Source organism: Chloroflexia bacterium SDU3-3, from assembly GCA_009268125.1.
Taxonomy (GTDB): domain Bacteria; phylum Chloroflexota; class Chloroflexia; order Chloroflexales; family Roseiflexaceae; genus SDU3-3.
In genome coordinates, this window is record WBOU01000006.1 from 1 (window position 1) to 17,417 (window position 17,417).

The window sequence follows — 17,417 nt, forward strand, 5'->3', positions numbered from 1 at the left end:
GTGGCCTTCACGCCGGTGGCCACGGCCTGGAAGGCCGGGTCCTCGCTGGCGGTGCGCGGGCGGGCCAGCGCGCGCTGGATGCGCGGCCCCGCGCCCGGCTGGGCCTGCCGCCGTTTGGCGTCCTCATCATCCTCGGTCGCGGCCCCGGCGGCCTCCGCCGCCGCGTGCGGGGTGGCGGCGGGATCAGCCGTTTTCGCCTCGGCATCCTTCGCGGCAGGGTCGGCAGCCTTGACATCGGCATTCTTGGTGGTAGGATCGGCAGCCTTGGCCTCGGCCTCCTTGGCAGCAGCCTCGGCCGTGGGGTCGGCGGCTTTGGCGTTGGGATCGGTAGCCGCCGTAGCGTTGGGGTCGGCGACTTTGGCGTTGGGGTCGACGGCCTTGGCGTCCGCGCCTGCGGGGGCGGTGCCGGTCGCGGCCCCGGCGGGCGCAGATGCGGCCCCACCAGCCCCCTCGGTCGGCGTGGCGTCGCCCGGTGCGGCGCGCACGTCCTTGGCGGCGGGCGCAGATGCGTCAGCGGTGGCATCTTTCTTCGCGTCCTGTTGCTCGCCGCCTGCAGTTTCGGCGGCCCCACCGCCGCCGCCTGCGCCGCCGCCCGCGCCGCCCTTGTCGGCGATCTGGGCCTCGGCCAGCGCCACCGGCTGCACGGCCACGCCCTCGATCGGCGCGGCGGCCACCTCATCTGGCGTCACGGTGGCCACCGCCGTCGCCACCGCCTCCTCGATCGAGGGCGCGGCGGGCTCCTCGGGCGCGGGCGTGCTAGGCGCGGTCTCGGTCTCATCATCCTTGCTCGGAGCGCGCTGGACCTTGCGGGCGACCGCGCCGCCCAGCTGCTGGGTGACGTGGGTCAGCTCGTGGGCCAGCAGCTCGCGGCCCGCGCTGGTGCCGGGCGTGTACTCGCCGTGGTCGAAGGCGATGTCGGCCCCGACCGTGAACGCGCGGGCGTTGATCTGCCGCGCCGTGCTGGCGGCCTGGTCGCCGGTGTGGATGCGCACCTGGCTGAAATCGGCGCCCATGCGCTCCTCGAAGAAGCTGCGGTCACCGGTGGGCAGCGGGCTGCCGCCGCCACGCAGCTGGCCGATCTGCTGCTCGACCTCGGGGGTGGTGGCGATGCCCGCGCCGCCGCTGTCCACAGCGGTGGGGGCGGGCGCGGTGGGGGCGCCCGCGGCGGGGGCGCGCATCACCTGCTCCGCCACGGCGTCGGCCTCCTGCTCGTAGCGGTCGCCCGGCGCGTTGATGCGCAGCGAGGGCTGCACGATCGGCGCGCTGCCGGGGGCGCTAAGCGGCAGGCTGCCAAACGAGAAGCTGCGGGGTGCCCCGCCCGCCGGGGCATCGGGCGCGGTGGGCGTGGCGCTGGGCGCGCTGCGCGGGCTTGTCCGCGCGCTAGGCGGGCGGCTGCCACGCGCGGCGGCCCCCTCGGCCGTCAGCGCGATCTCGCCAAACGAAAACGCCTCCGGCACCGCCTGCTGCGGCTGCGCGGTCTCCTGCGCGGGCGGGGCGAACGGGCGGTCGGCCAGGGTGGGCGCCTCGGCGAACGGGCTGGCCTCGACGCGCACCGGCTCGGCGGCGGTCACGAGGGCATCATCATTCCGATTTCGTCGAGGCATCGCGCAACCCGTTCTTTCAGATTATTTCGGCCAGTTGTGAGGGGGTATCCAGCGCATTCAAGATGTTGAGAGCTAGGATGAGAAGATAGAGACGGCTTCTAGTATATCATCGAGGGTATTTTTGTAAAGATGCCCAACGGCCCTACACGCTTTATTCGCAATAACATTTCTGTGAAAAACGGCTATCGGGCCGCCGGTATTGCCCCGACGACCCGATAGCTCCTACGACCTGTGGTCGTTCTCCTAAACCCAGTAGCCGCCCGGCGCAAACAGCTGGGCCACGCACGGCTCCAGCAGTCCGGTCTCATTCACCAGATCGAGCACAGTGTAGCGGCTGCGGATGGTGCGGGCCAGCCAGTAGCTCTCGCGCACATGATCAAGGCTCAGACCGATCTCGGCGGGGGTGGTGGGGCAGCCAACCGCCGCCAGCATGTCGCGAATGGTGGCAGCGGGCAACAGCTGGGCCTCTAGACGCGGGCGGATCTGCGGCCAGAGCTGGCGGATGAGCAGCAGGCGCTCGCGCAGCTGCTCGGGCGTGATGTACTTAGCCAAACTCTCCGCCACCGCGTTCTCGGCGATCTGTGGCGAGTCGTGGCCCTGCCGCACGCTGCGCTCCACCTGTTCGCGGGTGGGCCAGGCGCGGCAGCGTGCGTCGATGTCGATAGCATCCATGTCGGCGGCCAGCACGCGCTCGTAGAGCGCGGCCCCGGCGATGGTGCCGATGCCCACCTTGAAGCCATGGGGGATGGCTGGGTGGCCGTGAGCCAGCGCCTCCATCTCCCACAGGTGGCTGAAACGATGCTCACAGCCCGAGGCCGGGCGCGAGGATGCGCTGATCTGCATGGCCACACCCGCCATGATCAGGCCCTCGAACAGGCTGGAGAGCGCGCCAGGATCTCCCGCGCGCACCAGATCGGGCCGCCCAGTCCACTCGCGCAGCGAATCCTGCACCAGCGGCCAGGCACGCTCGTCGATCGGCTCGATGCCCAGCGCGTCGGCCAGGATCCAGTCTGCGCCCGCCGTCACCTTGCCCAGCAGGTCGCCGTAGCCGGTGGCGTTCATCTGCGCGGGGGCCTGGGCCAGCACGCGCAGATCGGCCAGCACGGCGCGGGGCGCGGCGCACTCCATGGTCTGCTTGAAGCCATCCTTGGTGATGGCCGCGCCGAACGCGGTGTAGCCATCCATGGATGCGGCGGTGCCCACGCACATGTACTGCTGCCCCACGCGGTGCGAGGCCAGCTTGCACAGGTCGTTGAGCGTGCCCGATCCGACGGCCACGGCCACCGCGCCCAGGCTGCGCAGCAGCTCCTCCAGCGCCAGCACGTGCGAGAACTCGGCGTAGAGCGGCGGGTCGGATGGGAACAGCACCGGCGGGACAATCGGCACACCCGCGTCGCTCAGCAGCAGGTAGACCTCGCGCCCTGCGACGGCGAAGGTGTTCTCGTCGGCGATCACCACGGCGGGCTGGCCGGGGAAGCTGCGCTTGAACACATCCGCCACCTGGGCCAGCGCGCCGTCGCCGATCAGCACCTCGCGGGTGTCGCCCGCGCCCTGGAGCGCCGCCTGGATGCGCGCGCTATCCATGGTGCAGCCCCTTCAGCAGGTAGGCCGCATCGTTCCAGCGCAGCTCGTTCTTGAAGCTGTGCAGGCGCGTGTCGCTGTCGATCTGCAGGTACTCGATCCCGGCGATATCGGCGTAGTCGGACAGGTGCTCGGGGGTGAGCGCCAGGCTGAAGCCGGTGTGGTGCGCGCCGCCAGCGTAGATCCAGGCGGCGGCGGCGGTCTTCAGGTCGGGCTGGCACTTCCAGAACACGCGGGCCACCGGCAGCTTGGGCAGCGGCTGCTCGGCGGGCACGGCGTCCACCACATTCACGATCATGCGGAAGCGGTTGCCCATATCCACCACCGAGGCGTTCAGCGCCGGGCCAGACTGCGAGTTGAAAACCATGCGCACCGGGTCGGCCTTGCCGCCGATCGAGAGCGGGTGGATCTCGATGCGGGGCTTCTCGGATGCGATGGACGGGCAGATCTCCAGCATGTGCGCGCCCAGCACCTGCATGTTGCCGGGGCGCAGGTGGTAGGTGTAGTCCTCCATGAACGAGGTGCCACCCTTCAGGCCCGCCGCCATCACCTTCATGGTTCGCACCAGCGAGGCGGTCTTCCAGTCGCCCTCGCCAGCGAAGCCGTAGCCGTCGGCCATCAGGCGCTGGACGGCCAGGCCGGGCAGCTGGGCCATGCCGTGCAGATCCTCGAAGGTGGTGGTGAAGGCGGTGAAGCCGCCCGCATCGAGGAAGTGGCGCAGGCCCGCCTCGATCCGCGCGCCCTCGATGAGCGACTGGTGCTGCGCGCCGCCAGGGCGCAGGGCCGCCGCCACATCGTACAGATCCAGGTACTCGCTGACGATCCGGCCTACCTCGTCGTCGGAGATCTGGCGCATCACGTCCACCAGATCGCCCACCCCGTAGCCGTTCACACTATAGCCGAGCCGCAGCTGGGCCTCGACCTTGTCGCCCTCGGTCACGGCCACCTGGCGCATGTTGTCGCCGAAGCGGGCCACCCGCGCGCCCTGCGCGTCGTGCCAGGCGCTGGCGGCGCGCGCCCACGCGCCCAGGCTGGCCTGCACCTCGGTGTCCTGCCAGTGGCCCACCACCACCTTGCGGTTCAGGCGCAGGCGGCTGGCCATGAAGCCGAACTCGCGGTCGCCATGGGCCGACTGGTTGAGGTTCATGAAATCCATGTCGATGTCAGCCCAGGGGATGTCGCTGTTAAACTGGGTGTGCAGGTGGGCCAGCGGCTTCTGCAGGCGGTGCAGGCCCGCAATCCACATCTTGGCGGGCGAGAAGGTGTGCATCCAGGCGATCAGGCCCACGCAGCTGGGGGCGCTGTTGGCCTCCAGGCAGAGCCGCGTGATCTCGTCGGGGGTGGTGAGCACCGGCTTGAACACCACGGTGACGGGGATGTCCGCCGCGTCGGAGAGCGCCTGGGCGATGATCTTCGAGTGCTCGGCCACCTGCTCCAGGGTCTCGGGGCCATACAGGTGCTGGCTGCCGGTGACGAACCACACTTCGTTGTGCTTGAGGTTGATATTCATAATCATTCCTTCTATATGGAGCGCGACCTAGCGCTGGCCGTAGACGTTGGTGTAGCGGGCGTGGAGCTTGGCGACATCCTCGTCGGGGATGATGTCGGGCGTGCCGATCTGCAGCGCGTACCACACGGTGCGGGCCACATCCTCCACCATCACGGCGGCCTTGACGGCGGCGGTGGCGCTCTTGCCCACGGTGAACACGCCGTGGTTCTTCAGCAGCACCGCAGGCGAGCTGCCGATGTGCTCGACCACCTGCTCGCCGATCTGCTCGCCGCCGATCAGGGCGAAGCCCGCACAGGGGATGGGGCCGCCGAACTCATCGGCGATGGCGGTGAGGTAGACCGGGATGGGCTTGCCAACAGCGGCGAAGGCGGTGGCGTAGGGCGAGTGGGTGTGGACGATGCCGTTGACATCGGGGCGGTGGCGGTAGATGTAGAGGTGGCTGGCGGTGTCGGACGAGGGCGAGAGGCTGCCCTCGACGATCTTGCCCTCCAGGTCGAGCACCACGTGATCCTCGGGGCGCAGGTTCTCGTAGCGCACACCGCTGGGCTTGATCACCACCAGGCCGGTCTCGGGGTCGCGGGCGCTCACGTTGCCGCCCGTCCATGTCACCAGGCCGTTCTTGGGCAGCTCCATGTGGAGCGCGCAGACCTGCTCTTTCAGTTGCTCTAGCATTTTCATGCTCCTTGGTTATGCTGCGGGCCGCACAGGCTGCCCGCAGGGTAAATCTATCATAGCGCAGGTGCGGGCGGCGGCTCGCCGGATTGTGCCAGCTTGTCGGATTTTTGTCCGCTCCTGCGGGTGTGTTCGCGGTCTGAAAATCGGGCTTGCTCCGTGTCGGCCCGACCGGGCAATGCTTGCAGGTCGGCCCAACCTGCTGCTTCGATGATAATGGTTCCTCTTGTCTGGTGGGTGGATGCCCTACGCGGGCGGCGACTAGGGGCCAGCCCCTAGTAACCCCGCGAGGGGCATCGCCCCTTCGAACCCCAATTTGTATCGTTCCTATGCCCTACGCAGGCGGCTGCTGTTCATGATTATGGCCATCAAAACATGAGAAGCACCTTCGCCGCATGGGCTGAGTGGTTAGGGCAGCAACAGACTCCTACTCCCTTACATTCCTTGATGCCTTGGTGTCTTGGTGGTAAATCGGTTCTTCCGAACCGTTCGGCGTACATCGGTCGCTACGAGCGGACGGGTGGGGCCGAGGAACATCCCTATTCCCCAGCCCCTTGTATTCGCCCCGAAACAGCACCTTCCAAAACCTTGATGCCTTGGTGTCTTGGTGGTAAATCGGTTCTTCCGAACCTTCGCGCCTTCGCGCCTTCGTGGTATTCGTCCCCCTACGCCTGGGTGCGGGCGTGCTCGCGCAGGCGCTTGAGGTCTTTCATCACGTCGTTCTCGCCCCGCCCGAAGTAGTCGTGTAGCTTCACGAAGGCCTGGTAGAGCTGCTCGTAGACCTTCTGGTTCTCGGGGATGGGCGTGTAGGTGGTGTCGCGCAGGCGGGCCATGCGCTCGGTGGCATCGTAGATGGTGGCGTAGCCGCCCGCCTCGGGGCCAGCCGCCACCGCGCCGTACATGGCCGAGCCGAACGCGCCGCCCTGGCTGGTGCCGATCAGGCGGATGGTGCGGCCCGTCACATCGGCGTAGATCTGCATAAGCATGGGGTTGCGCTCGGGCAGGCCGCCCACGGCGATGATGCCGCGGATGGGCACGCCGTGCTGCTCGAAGTTATCGATGATGATGCGGGTGCCGTAGGCGGTGGACTCGATCAGGGCGCGGTAGATCTCCTCGGGCTTAGTGGCTAGCGAGAGGCCCAGAATCACACCGGTCAGGTCGGCATCCACCAGGATGGTGCGGTTGCCATTCCACCAGTCCAGCGCCAGCAGGCCGCTCTCGCCGGGCTTCAGCGCGGCGGCCTTGCGCTCCAGCACCTGGTGCACGCTCACGCCCAGCTCGGCGGCCTGGCGCTCGTAGGCGGCGGGCACGCAGTTCTCGACATACCACGCGAAGCTGTCGCCCACACACGACTGGCCCGCCTCGAAGCCGGGGAAGCCGGGCAGGATGCCATCCTGCACCACGCCGCAGATGCCGGGCACCTCGCGCTCCTCCGCGCCGATCACCATGTGGCAGTTGGATGTGCCCATGATGCTGACCATATAGCCCGGCTCGCGCACGGCGGCGGCGGGCACGGCCACGTGGGCATCTACGTTGGCCACGGCCACGGCGGTGCCAGGCAGCAGGCCGGTCCACCCGGCGGCCTCGGCGGTCAGGCCGCCGGCCTTCGCGCCCAGCGGGGCCAGCGTGCGCGACATCTTCTCATCCACCACGTGCTCCATGCGTGGGTCGAGCGCCTTGAAGAAGTCATCGGGTGGGAAGCCCTCGGTCTTCGACCACATGGCCTTATAGCCCGCCGTGCACTCGTTGCGGGTCTCCACGCCGGTCAGCTGCCACACCACCCAGTCGGTGGCCTCTAGGATGCGGTCGGCGGCGGCGTAGACCTGGGGGGCCTCGTTGAGGATCTGCCAGACCTTGGGGAAGAACCACTCGGAGCTGATCTTGCCGCCGTAGCGGTCGAGGAAGCTGTAGCCGAGGTCGCGGGCGATCTGGTTCAGGCGGTTGGCCTCATCCTGGGCGGCGTGGTGCTTCCACAGCTTCACCCAGGCGTGGGGGGTGTCGCGCCACTCGGGCAGGTAGCAGAGCGGCGTGCCGTCGGCCTTGGTGGGCAGCATGGTGCAGGATGTGAAGTCGACGCCCAGGCCGATCACATCGGCGGGGGCCACGCCGCTCGTGCGCAGCACCTCGGGGATGGTGTGCTTGAAGACCTCGATGTAGTCGTTCGGGTCTTGCAGCGCCCAGTCCGGCTCCAGCCGGATGCTCGTGCCCGGCAGATACTCGTCGATCACGCTGTTGGCGTAGGGGTGGACAGCGATAGCCACCTCGCGCCCATCGGCCACATCCACCAGCACCGCACGCCCGGACTCGGTGCCAAAATCGACGCCTATGGCATATTTACTCATGGTTGTTCCCCTCACATGTACGGTAGATCGTCCGACCGACTGATCGTGGGCGGATCGCACCGCTCCCCTTGTATCAAAGCCTGCGATCCGCCCACGATGATAGCACAGATTGCTGCCATAGGCAGACAGTTGCAAACATGAGAAAAGTGAACATTTCTGCGGATATGGATGCTTTTACCTGTGATGCGTAGATATGCTCTGGGAGTAACACATCCGGCCTGAGAGTAACGCATCCGGCCTGAGAGTAACGCATCCGGCCTGAGAGTAACGCATCCGAACAAAAGTTCACAAACCTCACGAAGAGATACAGTCACTCCATCAAGATCCGTCTACGGCTTGAGATACCACTGCTGGCAATTGTTGCCCAGCGAGGCCCACTGCTGCACATTCGCGCCATCCGCCGTGCTACAGTTGGCCACATCCAGCACCTTGCCGCTGTTGCGGTTCACCAGCCGCACATAGTTGGCGCTGGTGACCAGCACCTGCCACTGCTGGCAGGTGTTGCCCAGCGAGGTCCACTGCTGCACGTTCACGCCATCCGCCGTGCCGCAGCCCGCCGCCTCCAGCACCTTGCCGCTGTTCACATTGGTCAGGGTGTAGTAGCCGCTGCCCGCGTCGCCCAGCTTCCAGCGCTGGCATGTGTTGCCCAGCGAGGCCCACTGCTGCACATTCGCGCCATCCGCCGTGCCGCAGTTGGCCACATCCAGCACCTTGCTGCTGTTGCGGTTCACCAGGGTGAAGGTGCTGCCGCTGCCCTGGGTGTCGGGCAGCACCGGCCCGGCGATCGGCCAGCCGTCGCTCGTCCATGTCAGGTTACGCACGGCCAGCTTGGGCGCGCCGCCGTCGTTCGCATCGTAGTAGTGGTGGGCGAAGCGGTAGGTCGAGCCATCGAGCACCACGTCGCCGCCGCCCTGGCCGATGTAGGGCGAGGAGCTGGCCAGGATCTGGGTGCCGCCGCCGTTCAGCATGGAGGTGCCCGCCTGATCGACGTAGGGCCCGGTGATGCTGGTGGAACGCCCGACCATGGTGCGGTAGGTGCTGCTGGTGCCCTGGCAGCAGGTGTCGAACGAGACGAACAGGTAGTAGTAGCCATTGCGCCACGCGATCGACGCGGCCTCGATCGCACCGCCGCCGCGCGAGGCCAGCGAGTACAGTGTGGTGTTGGAAGTCGAGAGCTTGCCGGTCGCCGCGTCGAGCCGCCGCATTTTGATGCCATCCCAGAACGACCCGAACACCAGCCACTGCTCGGCGCGGGCGTTGTTGGTGATCGTCCAGGCCACCTCGGGGTCGATGGCGTTGTAGTTGTTGGAGGAGGTGGATTTGAGCACCTGGCCCTGGTCGGTCCACGGCCCCTCGATGTTGGTGGCGGTAGCCAGGCCAATCACCGAGCTGTTGGTGCCAAACGTCGACCCGGCGTAGTAGAGGTAGTAGGTGCCGTTGATATAGTTGATGTCGGGCGCCCACAGGTTGCCGGGCGTGGTACCCAGCGCCGTGGTTATCCAGGCGGGGACGCTTGAGAACACGGTGCCGATCCGCGCCCAGCTGTTCAGGTCCGCCGAGCGGCGGATCTGGATATTGCCCTTGTTATACGCGTTATCGCCGGTGGAGAACACGTAGTAGTAGCTGCCCGCCTTGATCATGGTCGGGTCGTGCGCCGCGTAGTCGCCGGTCGAGGCCGAGGCGGCGGAGGGCAGCGCCGAGCCAACCAGCAGCAGCGCGGTGAACAGGCAGAGCATGGCGCGTCGGGAGATCGTGTCTAGCATCGTCGCACATCTCTTTCCGTGGCATCAGTTGCCACCTTGTGCGCCACATCGTCGCAGCACGCACAGCAGAATGAGAGAAATACCGGCTCCACGATGAAGCGCTCCTGACCCAATATACAGCAGCGGCGACCATACGCCGCATGGGTCACAACACAGCCCAGAGTCTCTGCGTTCTTGATCGGCAGAAAACGCTTTACCACCAAGACTCCAAGGCACCAAGGGAAGAAAAGAAGCGCTGTCCGCGTCTTTTCATCAGGTAGGCCTCAATCCGATGAGCGCTGGTCGCAGATAGCCTTCTGCGGCATCAGAGCGCATACGGCCTACAACACAGCCCGATCCTGATCGCGGCTAAGCCCGCGATCAGGATCGAAAGCGACGCCATGATCGCGTCGGGGCCAACTGGCGAGGCGGCGGGCCTAGCGCTTGTAGCCGCTGGTGGGCACCACCGTGAACGACAGCGGCGGCAGGCTCAGGGTGATGCGGCCATCGCGCACCTCGGGGGCGGCCAGCTTGTGGGGCACCACCACATCGGGCTGCTCGAACGAGTTGGCGGCCTTGGGGTCGCTGCCCGACATCTGGTAGATCGGCTGGGCGGCGCTGGGGGCCGCGCCCTGCCACTCCAGCTCGGTGGTGATGGTCTCGGTCAGGCTGCGGTTCACCAGGAAGACCGCGCCGCGATCCAGCTCCTCGTCGTAGCTGGCCGAGACATCGATCAGCTGCTGGGTGCCGAAGCGGCCCGTCTCGTACTCGGGCGCGGTCACCAGGGCATCCAGGGCCTTGCCGCTGGCGTTCTGGGCGAACAGCACGAACGGGTAGTAGGTCGACTGCTTGAGCAGCTTGTCGGATGTGGTGAGCAGCGGCGAGATGGTGTTGACGATCTGGGCGATGCAGGCGATCTTCAGCACATCGCAGCGGCGCAGGAACACGCTCATCCACTGGGCCACCACCAGCGCATCCTCCAGGTTGTAGATCTCCTCGCTCAGGTGCGGTGCCACCTGCCAGCCGCCAGCGCCCGAGGTGTCTTTGTACCACACGTTCCACTCATCCCAGGAGAGGTGGACATCGTGCTTCGAGCGGTTGTGGGTCTTCACATAGCGCAGCAGGCCCGTCAGCGTGTCGAGGTGACTCTCGAACTGCGCGGCCATGGCCAGGTAGCTAGGCGTGTCCGACGGCTCGTTGGTGGCGTAGTAGTGCAGCGCCAGGTAGTCCACCTGCTCCCAGCAGGTCTCCAGCACGGTGCGGTCCCAGGCCGGGTAGGTAGGCAAGCCCGTGGTAGAGGAGCCGCAGACCACCAGCTTCAGGTTGGGATCCTGCATCTTCATCACCTTGGCGGCCTCGCGAGCCTTGCGGGCGTACTCCTCCATGTCCAGGTGGCCGATCTGCCAGGGGCCGTCCATCTCGTTGCCGATGCACCAGTACTTCACATTGTGCGGCTCGGCGTAGCCGTGCGAGACGCGCATGTCGGCGTAGTAGGTGCCCGCTGGGGCGTTGCAGTATTCCACCAGCGCGGCGGCATCGGCGATCGTGCCAGTGCCCAGGTTCACGCCCAGCATCGGCTCGATGTTCATCTTGCGGCAGAAGTCGATATACTCGTTGGTGCCGAAGCGGTTGGTCTCGATCGACTGCCAGGCCATCTCGCGGCGGCGCGGGCGCTTGGCCACCGGGCCGACGCCATCGAGCCAGTTGTAGCCGCTCAGCATATTGCCGCCGGGGTAGCGCAGGATGCTCAGGCGCATCTCGCGCAGCGCGGCCATCACATCGCGGCGGTAGCCCTGCTCATCGGCGTGGGGCGACTCCGGCTCGTAGATGCCCTCGTAGACACAGCGGCCCATATGCTCGGCGAAGCCACCAAAGAGGTAGGGCGAGATCGTGCCCACCGTGCGCTCGGTGTCGAGGCGGACGCGGGCAGTACGTGGCGTTTTGCTCATGGGAGTACCTTTAAACCTTGCAGAAACGGGTTGATTAGCCTTTGATGCCCGTCAGGGTGATCGACTGGATGATCATGCGCTGGGCCAGCAGGAACACGGTGATCGCAGGCAGCGCCGAAACCGCAGCGCCCGCCATCAGCTGGCCGTAGTTGCTAAAATAGTCGCCCTTGAACTGGATCAGCGCCACCGGCAGGGTCATCTTGGTGGCCTCGTTGATCACCAGGTAGGGCCAGGTGAAGTCGTTCCAGAAGCCCAGGAAGGTGAAGATGCCCAGCGTGGCCACCGCGCCGCGCGCCGTGGGCAGGATGACCGAGGTCAGGATGCGGAAGCTGTTGCAGCCATCCAGCTGGGCCGCCTCCTCCAGCTCGCGCGGGATCCCCAGCATGAACTGGCGCAGCAGGAAGACCCCGAAGCCGCCTGCCAGCGCGGGCAGCACCAGCGCGGTGAACTGGTTGAGCCAGCCGAAACGCCACACGGTGATGTAGTTGGGGATCAGCATGATCTCGCCGGGCACGATCATCGACGCGACCACCATCGCGAAGATCAGGTTGCGGCCCCGGAACTTCAGGCGCGCCAGGGCGTAGCCCGCCAGCACATCCACGATCACCACCAGGATGGTGCCGATCAGCGCCACCATCAGGCTGTTCATGAACGAGGTCATCAGGTCGACGCCGCGCGGGAAGAACAGCACCAGGCGGTAGTTCTCAAGCGTCAGATCGGTGATATTATCGGGCAGCCAGCGCGGCGGCATGCGGATGATCTGCTTCTCGGGCTTGAGCGAGGTCAGAAACATCCAGACCACCGGCGCGGCCCACAGCACGCCCAGCACCACCAGGGCGATAAATCGCGGCCACGGGAAGCGCATGCCGCGGCGTTGCAGCGTTGTGAGAGTAGCAGCCATGGTTCTCCCCTATTCTTCCGACTCGTTCATGAAGCGGAACTGCAGCACGGTGAACACCAGCACGATCAGGAACAGCGACCAGGCGATGGCCGAGGCGTTGCCCATGCGGAAGTAGCGGAAGCCGGTCTCATAGATGTGCTGCACCACCGTTCGGGTCGAGTCGAAGGGGCCGCCGCTGGTCATCACAAACACCTGGCCAAACACGCGGAACGAGCCGATGATCGTGGTCACGCCCACGAACAGCACGGTCGGGCGCAGGCCGGGCAGCGTCACATAGCGGAACAGGCCCCACGGCCCAGCGCCATCGATCTTGGCCGCGTCGTACAGCTGCTCGGGGATCTCTTGCAGGCCCGCTAGGAACAGCACGAGGTTCCAGCCCGAGTTCCACCAGACCGTGGTGATCACCACCGCCACCATGGCCCAGCCGTTCTGCGCCAGCCAGTTCTGCTCGGGGATGCCCAGGATGCGAAAGTAGTGGTTGATCAGGCCCAGCGTGGGGTTGAGGAACCACACCCACAGCACGCCCACCGAGGAGACCGAGATCATCAGCGGGGCCGTGAAGGCGCTGCGGAAGATGTCGCGGCCAGGGATGCTCTCGTTCACCAGCATGGCCAGCCCCAGCGGGATGACGATCGCCAGCGGGGCGTTCAGCGCCACAAACAGGCCGGTGTTGCGTAGCGCCGTCCAGTAGAGCGTATCTTTGGTGAAGAGATTGATGTAGTTGGTCAGGCCTACAAACTGCGGGTCGGAGACCAGATCCCACTTGGTGAGACTGACAAAGAGGCCGTAGAAGATCGGATACAGCTGAAAGATCCCAAAAAACACAAGAAAGGGCAGCAGATAGAGCCAGGGGGCAATATTTTTCAGGGTCATTGTGAGGCTGCGCTGTGCTGGCTTCTGGGTTGCGGCGGCTTGATTCAGGGTATTCATTGGCACACCTTTGTGGTGCGCGGTGCGCCCTGGCCCAGGGCGCACCGCACGAGCGGGGAACTAGCCAGCCAGGATCTGGTTTACCTCGTCCTCGGCCTTCTTCAGACCCTCCTCGATGCTCCACTGGTCGAGCAGCGCGCCCTCCACATTGGCTGCAATGCGCGGCATCACCTCCAGCAGCATGGGGTGGGCGGGCATGAAGGAGACGTAGGGCAGCTCGGAAGCCCAGGCCTTCAGCTTCTGCAGGATGGGGTCGCTGCCGTTCAGGGCCTCGTCGCGGGCCGAGTTGCGCGCGGGCACCTGGCCAGCCTTGGCCCAGTCGGCGCTGTGCTCGCTCATCCACAGGATGAACTTGAGCGCGGCAGCGCGCTTCTCGGGGTCGGGGTTGGCCTGGCGGGGCAGCGCGAACTGGTGGCTCTGGCCCCACACCGCCTTCTTGTTGAGGTCTTTCTGGGGCAGCGGGGCGGCATCCATGTCGTTGGCCGACTCGGCCTGGCTGGGGTCGAAGTACAGGGTCGAGATCCACGGGCCGTCGGGCCAGGTGGCCAGCTTGCCGGTGCGGCCAAGGTCGGCGGTGGAGACGTTCTTGGGGTTGCCCTTCGACTGGATCTCCTTCATCCACTTGATCGCCGCAACGCCCTCGGGGGTGTTGAAGGCGGCCTTGGTGCCATCCTCACTGATCATGCTCACACCAAACTGCTGCCAGATGGCGAAAATGTACCAGGTCATGTACTCGGCTGCGCCGCTACCAATGCCAAAGGTGTTGTAGCCCAGCACGTCGCCTTTTGTCACCGTCTCGACCACCTTCGTCCACTCATCCAGCGTGGTGGGCACCTGCAGGTTGTTGTCGGCCAGGATCTTCTTGTTGTAGACCATAGCCATACAGTGAATGTCGAGCGGCACCGTGTACTGTTTGTCTTTGTACTGTGTGAACTTCCAGACCGTGGGGTCGTAGTCTTCGGCGTTGATACCTGCGCTGGTCAGCTCGCTGGCCTCGATCGGGCCGAGCATGTTCTTGTCGACAAACGGGCCGATGTAGGTGTGGCGGATGAGCGCGACCTCGGGGGCGGTGTTGCTGATAGTAGAGGCCTGGAGCTTCTGGTTGAAGTCGGTGAGGCCCTGCAGCGACTCCACAGCGATATCGGGGTTCTCCTCGCAGAACTTGCGGACCAAGTTGTTCATCACTGTGCCATCTACGCTGCTCAGGATGGTCCAAAAGCGGATCTTGGTCTTCGCGCTGCTAGAGCCAAACGACTGCGGGGCGATCGGCGTTGCGGTCGGGGCGTTGAGGAGGCTATTATCGCCAGCGGCGGCGGTTGCGCCTCCGGCGGTGCCTGCGTCCTCGGGCGGGTTGCCGCATGCGGCCAAGATAGCGCCTGCTGCGGTGACGCCTGCGGTGGTGGCAAACAGGCGGAGCATCTGTCGGCGGGAGAGGTTGGTCCGTCGCTGAGAATCCACAATGACCTCCTTAACGAACATAGGCGGCGCACACATTGCGCTCTGTTGTTCCAAAGTACAGTTTTGTCGCTGTGCTTGTGAGCAGAGTGTAGCAGAGCCATTACTACTTGTCAAGTAGAATTTTACTACAATCGAATAATCTTTCTAGAGATGTATATAAACACAAAGATGGACTTCACCATAATCTGGGGGGTGCGGCAAGATCCATAACGAATGAACAAGCATGTGGCATTCTAGTGGCCTAGAAAAATAGGCGGTGATGCTTGTTTCAAACATCACAATCGGCTCAACAGCAACAAGCGCACGCCGTTGCAGCTATACACATTTGGGTAGAGACATATACAAAGCGCAAATGATTCTACTAGAAATCTACAAGCATGTTCAGATTCGACATGGCGATACTACAGCGCTACCGGGCAGCCCTCGCTGGGCCACTGTCTGCCAGCACAGGGCCGCAAAAATAGCGCGTGCCCACGCGTTCTTGTGTTACAATTTGATAGAGAAAATACTTTCAGCTGGGGCTATGATCGAGCCACCCCGCGCAGTGGCCACGATTCGTGCTTCACCGCCAGCCACGTCGCCGCATGATGTCGAGGTCCAAGTATGCCCCGTCTCAGCATCCGAAGTAAGATCATTCTCCTTCTGGTCTCGGTGCCCGCCATCGTCGTCCTTGTCATGCTAGCTGTGCTCTTCACGCTCAACAGCCAGAACCAGCAGCTGCTCAACGGCCTGCTGAGCGGCGAGCTCAAGGCCCAGTCCGAGCAGTCCATCCAGCAGATCGCCCAGTCGCAGGGCACGATCGCCAACCAGCAGCTCACCACGATCTACGCCAACACTATGCTGGCGGGCGAGATCAGCCAGGGCATCCTGACTCACCCCGAGGCGTTCGGGCGCTACTGGGAGCCGGGCAACTACACGTTTAGCGACCAGGGCGTGTACGGCACCTTCACACAGCGGGGCGATAGCTCGAACCTGTATGTGCCGAACACCAAGCCGCTGACCCCAGCGATGACCAGCCTGATCACCACGTCGGAGTTTCTCGATCTACCCTACCGCGCGGTCTTCCACGCCAACCCCGACGCCAGCTACGTCTACATCAACACGCCCGACACCATCAACCGCGGCTACCCGTTCTCGGCGATCGACGGCCTGCCGCCCGACATGGACGTGCGCAACTTCAACTTCTTCTACCTGGCCGACGCCGAGCACAACCCGCAGAAGACGCCGGTGTGGACGCCGCCCTACGTCGACCCGCTGGGGCGCGGCTGGGTGATCACCTGCGCCACGCCGGTGTACAGCGACACCACGCTACTGGGCGTGGCCGCTATCGACATGGAGCTGACCAAGCTGATCGCCCAGACCGAGGCCTTCAGCATCCCCAACACCAGCGCCTTCGCCTTTATCATGGATGCCAATGGCACCCTGGTGGCCGCGCCTAACACACAGCACACCACCCTAGGACTCCCGCCTTTCCCGACCCCCGAAAAAATCATGGGCGACGAGAAGCTGCTGGATAGCCTCAACCTCTTCCAGTCGAGCAACCAGAAGCTGGCGACGGTGGCCAAAGAGATCGCCGCCAGCGCCGAGCCCTCGGGCGCGCGCTCGCTGCCAAGCAACGGGCAGGAATACATCCTGGCCTACCAGCGGGTCGCCACCACCGGCTGGACCTATGCGATCATGGTGCCCGCCGCCGACACCACCCGCGCGGTGCGCAATATCAGCACGGCGCTAGATACCCAGGAGCGCACCACCACGATCACCATGGTGGCGCTGTCGCTCATCCTGCTAGTGCTGGTGGCGATCGTGGGCCTCTACTTCGCCCAGCAGATGATCCGCCCGATCGGCCTGTTGGATCAGGCGGCCCAGGCGGCGGCGCGCGGCGAGCTGAGCGGCAACCTGCCCGTCACCACCCGCGACGAGCTTGGGCGGCTGGTAGGTAACTTCAATGTGATGACGCGGCGGCTGCAGGCCAGCTACCTGGCTGCCCAGCAGGCCAACGCCGCGCTCGAAGTTCAGGTGGCCGAGCGCACCGCCGCACTCGAAGAGCAGCGCGCCGAGCTGGCCAACACGCTGGCCGAGCTGCAGGAGAGCACCGACACGCTGCGCCGCATGTCTACCCCGATCATCCCAGTGTTCCAGGGCGTGGTGGTGCTGCCAATCATCGGCAACCTCGATGAGAAGCGCGGCGAACAGATCATGAAAGACCTGCTGCACGCCGTCGAGCACGAGAAGGCCCGTATGGTGCTGTTCGATGTGACTGGCGCGGGCATGCTGGATGTGCAGGCGGCCCAGGTCATGGTGAACGCAGCGGTGGCTGCCCAGCTGCTGGGCGCACACACCATCCTGGTAGGCCTGCGCCCCGAGGCCGCCGAGACGCTGGTAAGCCTGGGGGCCGACCTGAGCGCGCTGACGCCCAGCGCCACACTGCAGAGCGGCCTGCTGCTGGCGCTGCGCCGCCTGGGCCGCAAGGTCGCCCAGATCTAGCCCGACCATTGGCAGGTGCGGCCCAGGAGTAGTACTTTTGCTCCTGGGCCGCCTTTGTTTTTCGCACGCCATACCCGATTTTTTGTTAAAATGCGGTTATAGTGGTTTTTTTCAAGACTCCAAGAGGTATTTTGACAGTACTTCAGTACTATATGAGCATAAACATTTCGGTTTTGTGATAATCCGCCTTAGGATTCTAGGGCAAAACCTTTGCGGCACGTACAATCAACATGCGCACAGTCTC

General features: G+C 65.1%; 11 protein-coding genes. 1 reads left to right on the forward strand and 10 read right to left on the reverse strand.

What is annotated here, in order from left to right; genetic code table 11:
* The 10 genes from F8S13_11230 to F8S13_11275 all read right to left on the reverse strand — a co-directional run.
* A partial coding sequence (locus F8S13_11230) for a DUF4157 domain-containing protein (GenBank protein KAB8142826.1) occupies positions 1-1,604 on the reverse strand: 1,604 nt, incomplete at its 3' end.
* 243 nt (positions 1,605-1,847) lie between these two features.
* Positions 1,848-3,188 (reverse strand): sn-glycerol-1-phosphate dehydrogenase, encoded by a 1,341-nt coding sequence (locus tag F8S13_11235; GenBank protein KAB8142827.1) that lies wholly within the window; start codon positions 3,186-3,188, stop codon positions 1,848-1,850.
* The gene (gene araA / locus F8S13_11240) at positions 3,181-4,695 is read right to left on the reverse strand and encodes an L-arabinose isomerase (protein ID KAB8142828.1); all 1,515 of its coding nucleotides are present in this window, start codon (positions 4,693-4,695) and stop codon (positions 3,181-3,183) included. Before araA ends, F8S13_11235 begins: the two co-directional genes overlap by 8 nt.
* Positions 4,696-4,722: 27 nt before the next feature.
* Entirely contained in the window at positions 4,723-5,367 is a 645-nt protein-coding gene (locus tag F8S13_11245) for an L-ribulose-5-phosphate 4-epimerase (protein KAB8142829.1), read from the reverse strand.
* 665 nt (positions 5,368-6,032) lie between these two features.
* Positions 6,033-7,709, reverse strand: coding sequence for a ribulokinase (locus F8S13_11250; protein KAB8142830.1), 1,677 nt, complete (start codon positions 7,707-7,709; stop codon positions 6,033-6,035).
* A 329-nt stretch (positions 7,710-8,038) separates the two neighbouring features.
* A complete protein-coding gene (locus F8S13_11255; GenBank protein KAB8142831.1) occupies positions 8,039-9,472 on the reverse strand; it encodes a family 43 glycosylhydrolase in 1,434 nt (477 codons plus the stop codon).
* A 416-nt stretch (positions 9,473-9,888) separates the two neighbouring features.
* Positions 9,889-11,400 carry an alpha-N-arabinofuranosidase gene (locus tag F8S13_11260; protein KAB8142832.1) on the reverse strand — a complete coding sequence of 504 codons (1,512 nt, stop codon included), beginning with the start codon at positions 11,398-11,400 and terminating at the stop codon, positions 9,889-9,891.
* Between the two features lie 34 nt (positions 11,401-11,434).
* A complete protein-coding gene (locus tag F8S13_11265) occupies positions 11,435-12,301 on the reverse strand; it encodes a carbohydrate ABC transporter permease (protein KAB8142833.1) in 867 nt (288 codons plus the stop codon).
* Positions 12,302-12,310: 9 nt separating this feature from the next.
* The gene (locus F8S13_11270) at positions 12,311-13,231 is read right to left on the reverse strand and encodes a sugar ABC transporter permease (protein ID KAB8142834.1); all 921 of its coding nucleotides are present in this window, start codon (positions 13,229-13,231) and stop codon (positions 12,311-12,313) included.
* A 60-nt stretch (positions 13,232-13,291) separates the two neighbouring features.
* A complete protein-coding gene (locus F8S13_11275; protein KAB8142835.1) occupies positions 13,292-14,725 on the reverse strand; it encodes an extracellular solute-binding protein in 1,434 nt (477 codons plus the stop codon).
* A gap of 567 nt (positions 14,726-15,292) precedes the next feature.
* On the opposite strand from F8S13_11275, the gene F8S13_11280 reads away from it, so the two are divergent.
* Complete coding sequence (locus F8S13_11280; GenBank protein KAB8142836.1) at positions 15,293-17,173, forward strand: HAMP domain-containing protein; 1,881 nt, start codon at positions 15,293-15,295, stop codon at positions 17,171-17,173.
* The last annotated feature ends 244 nt before the right edge of the window (positions 17,174-17,417 follow it).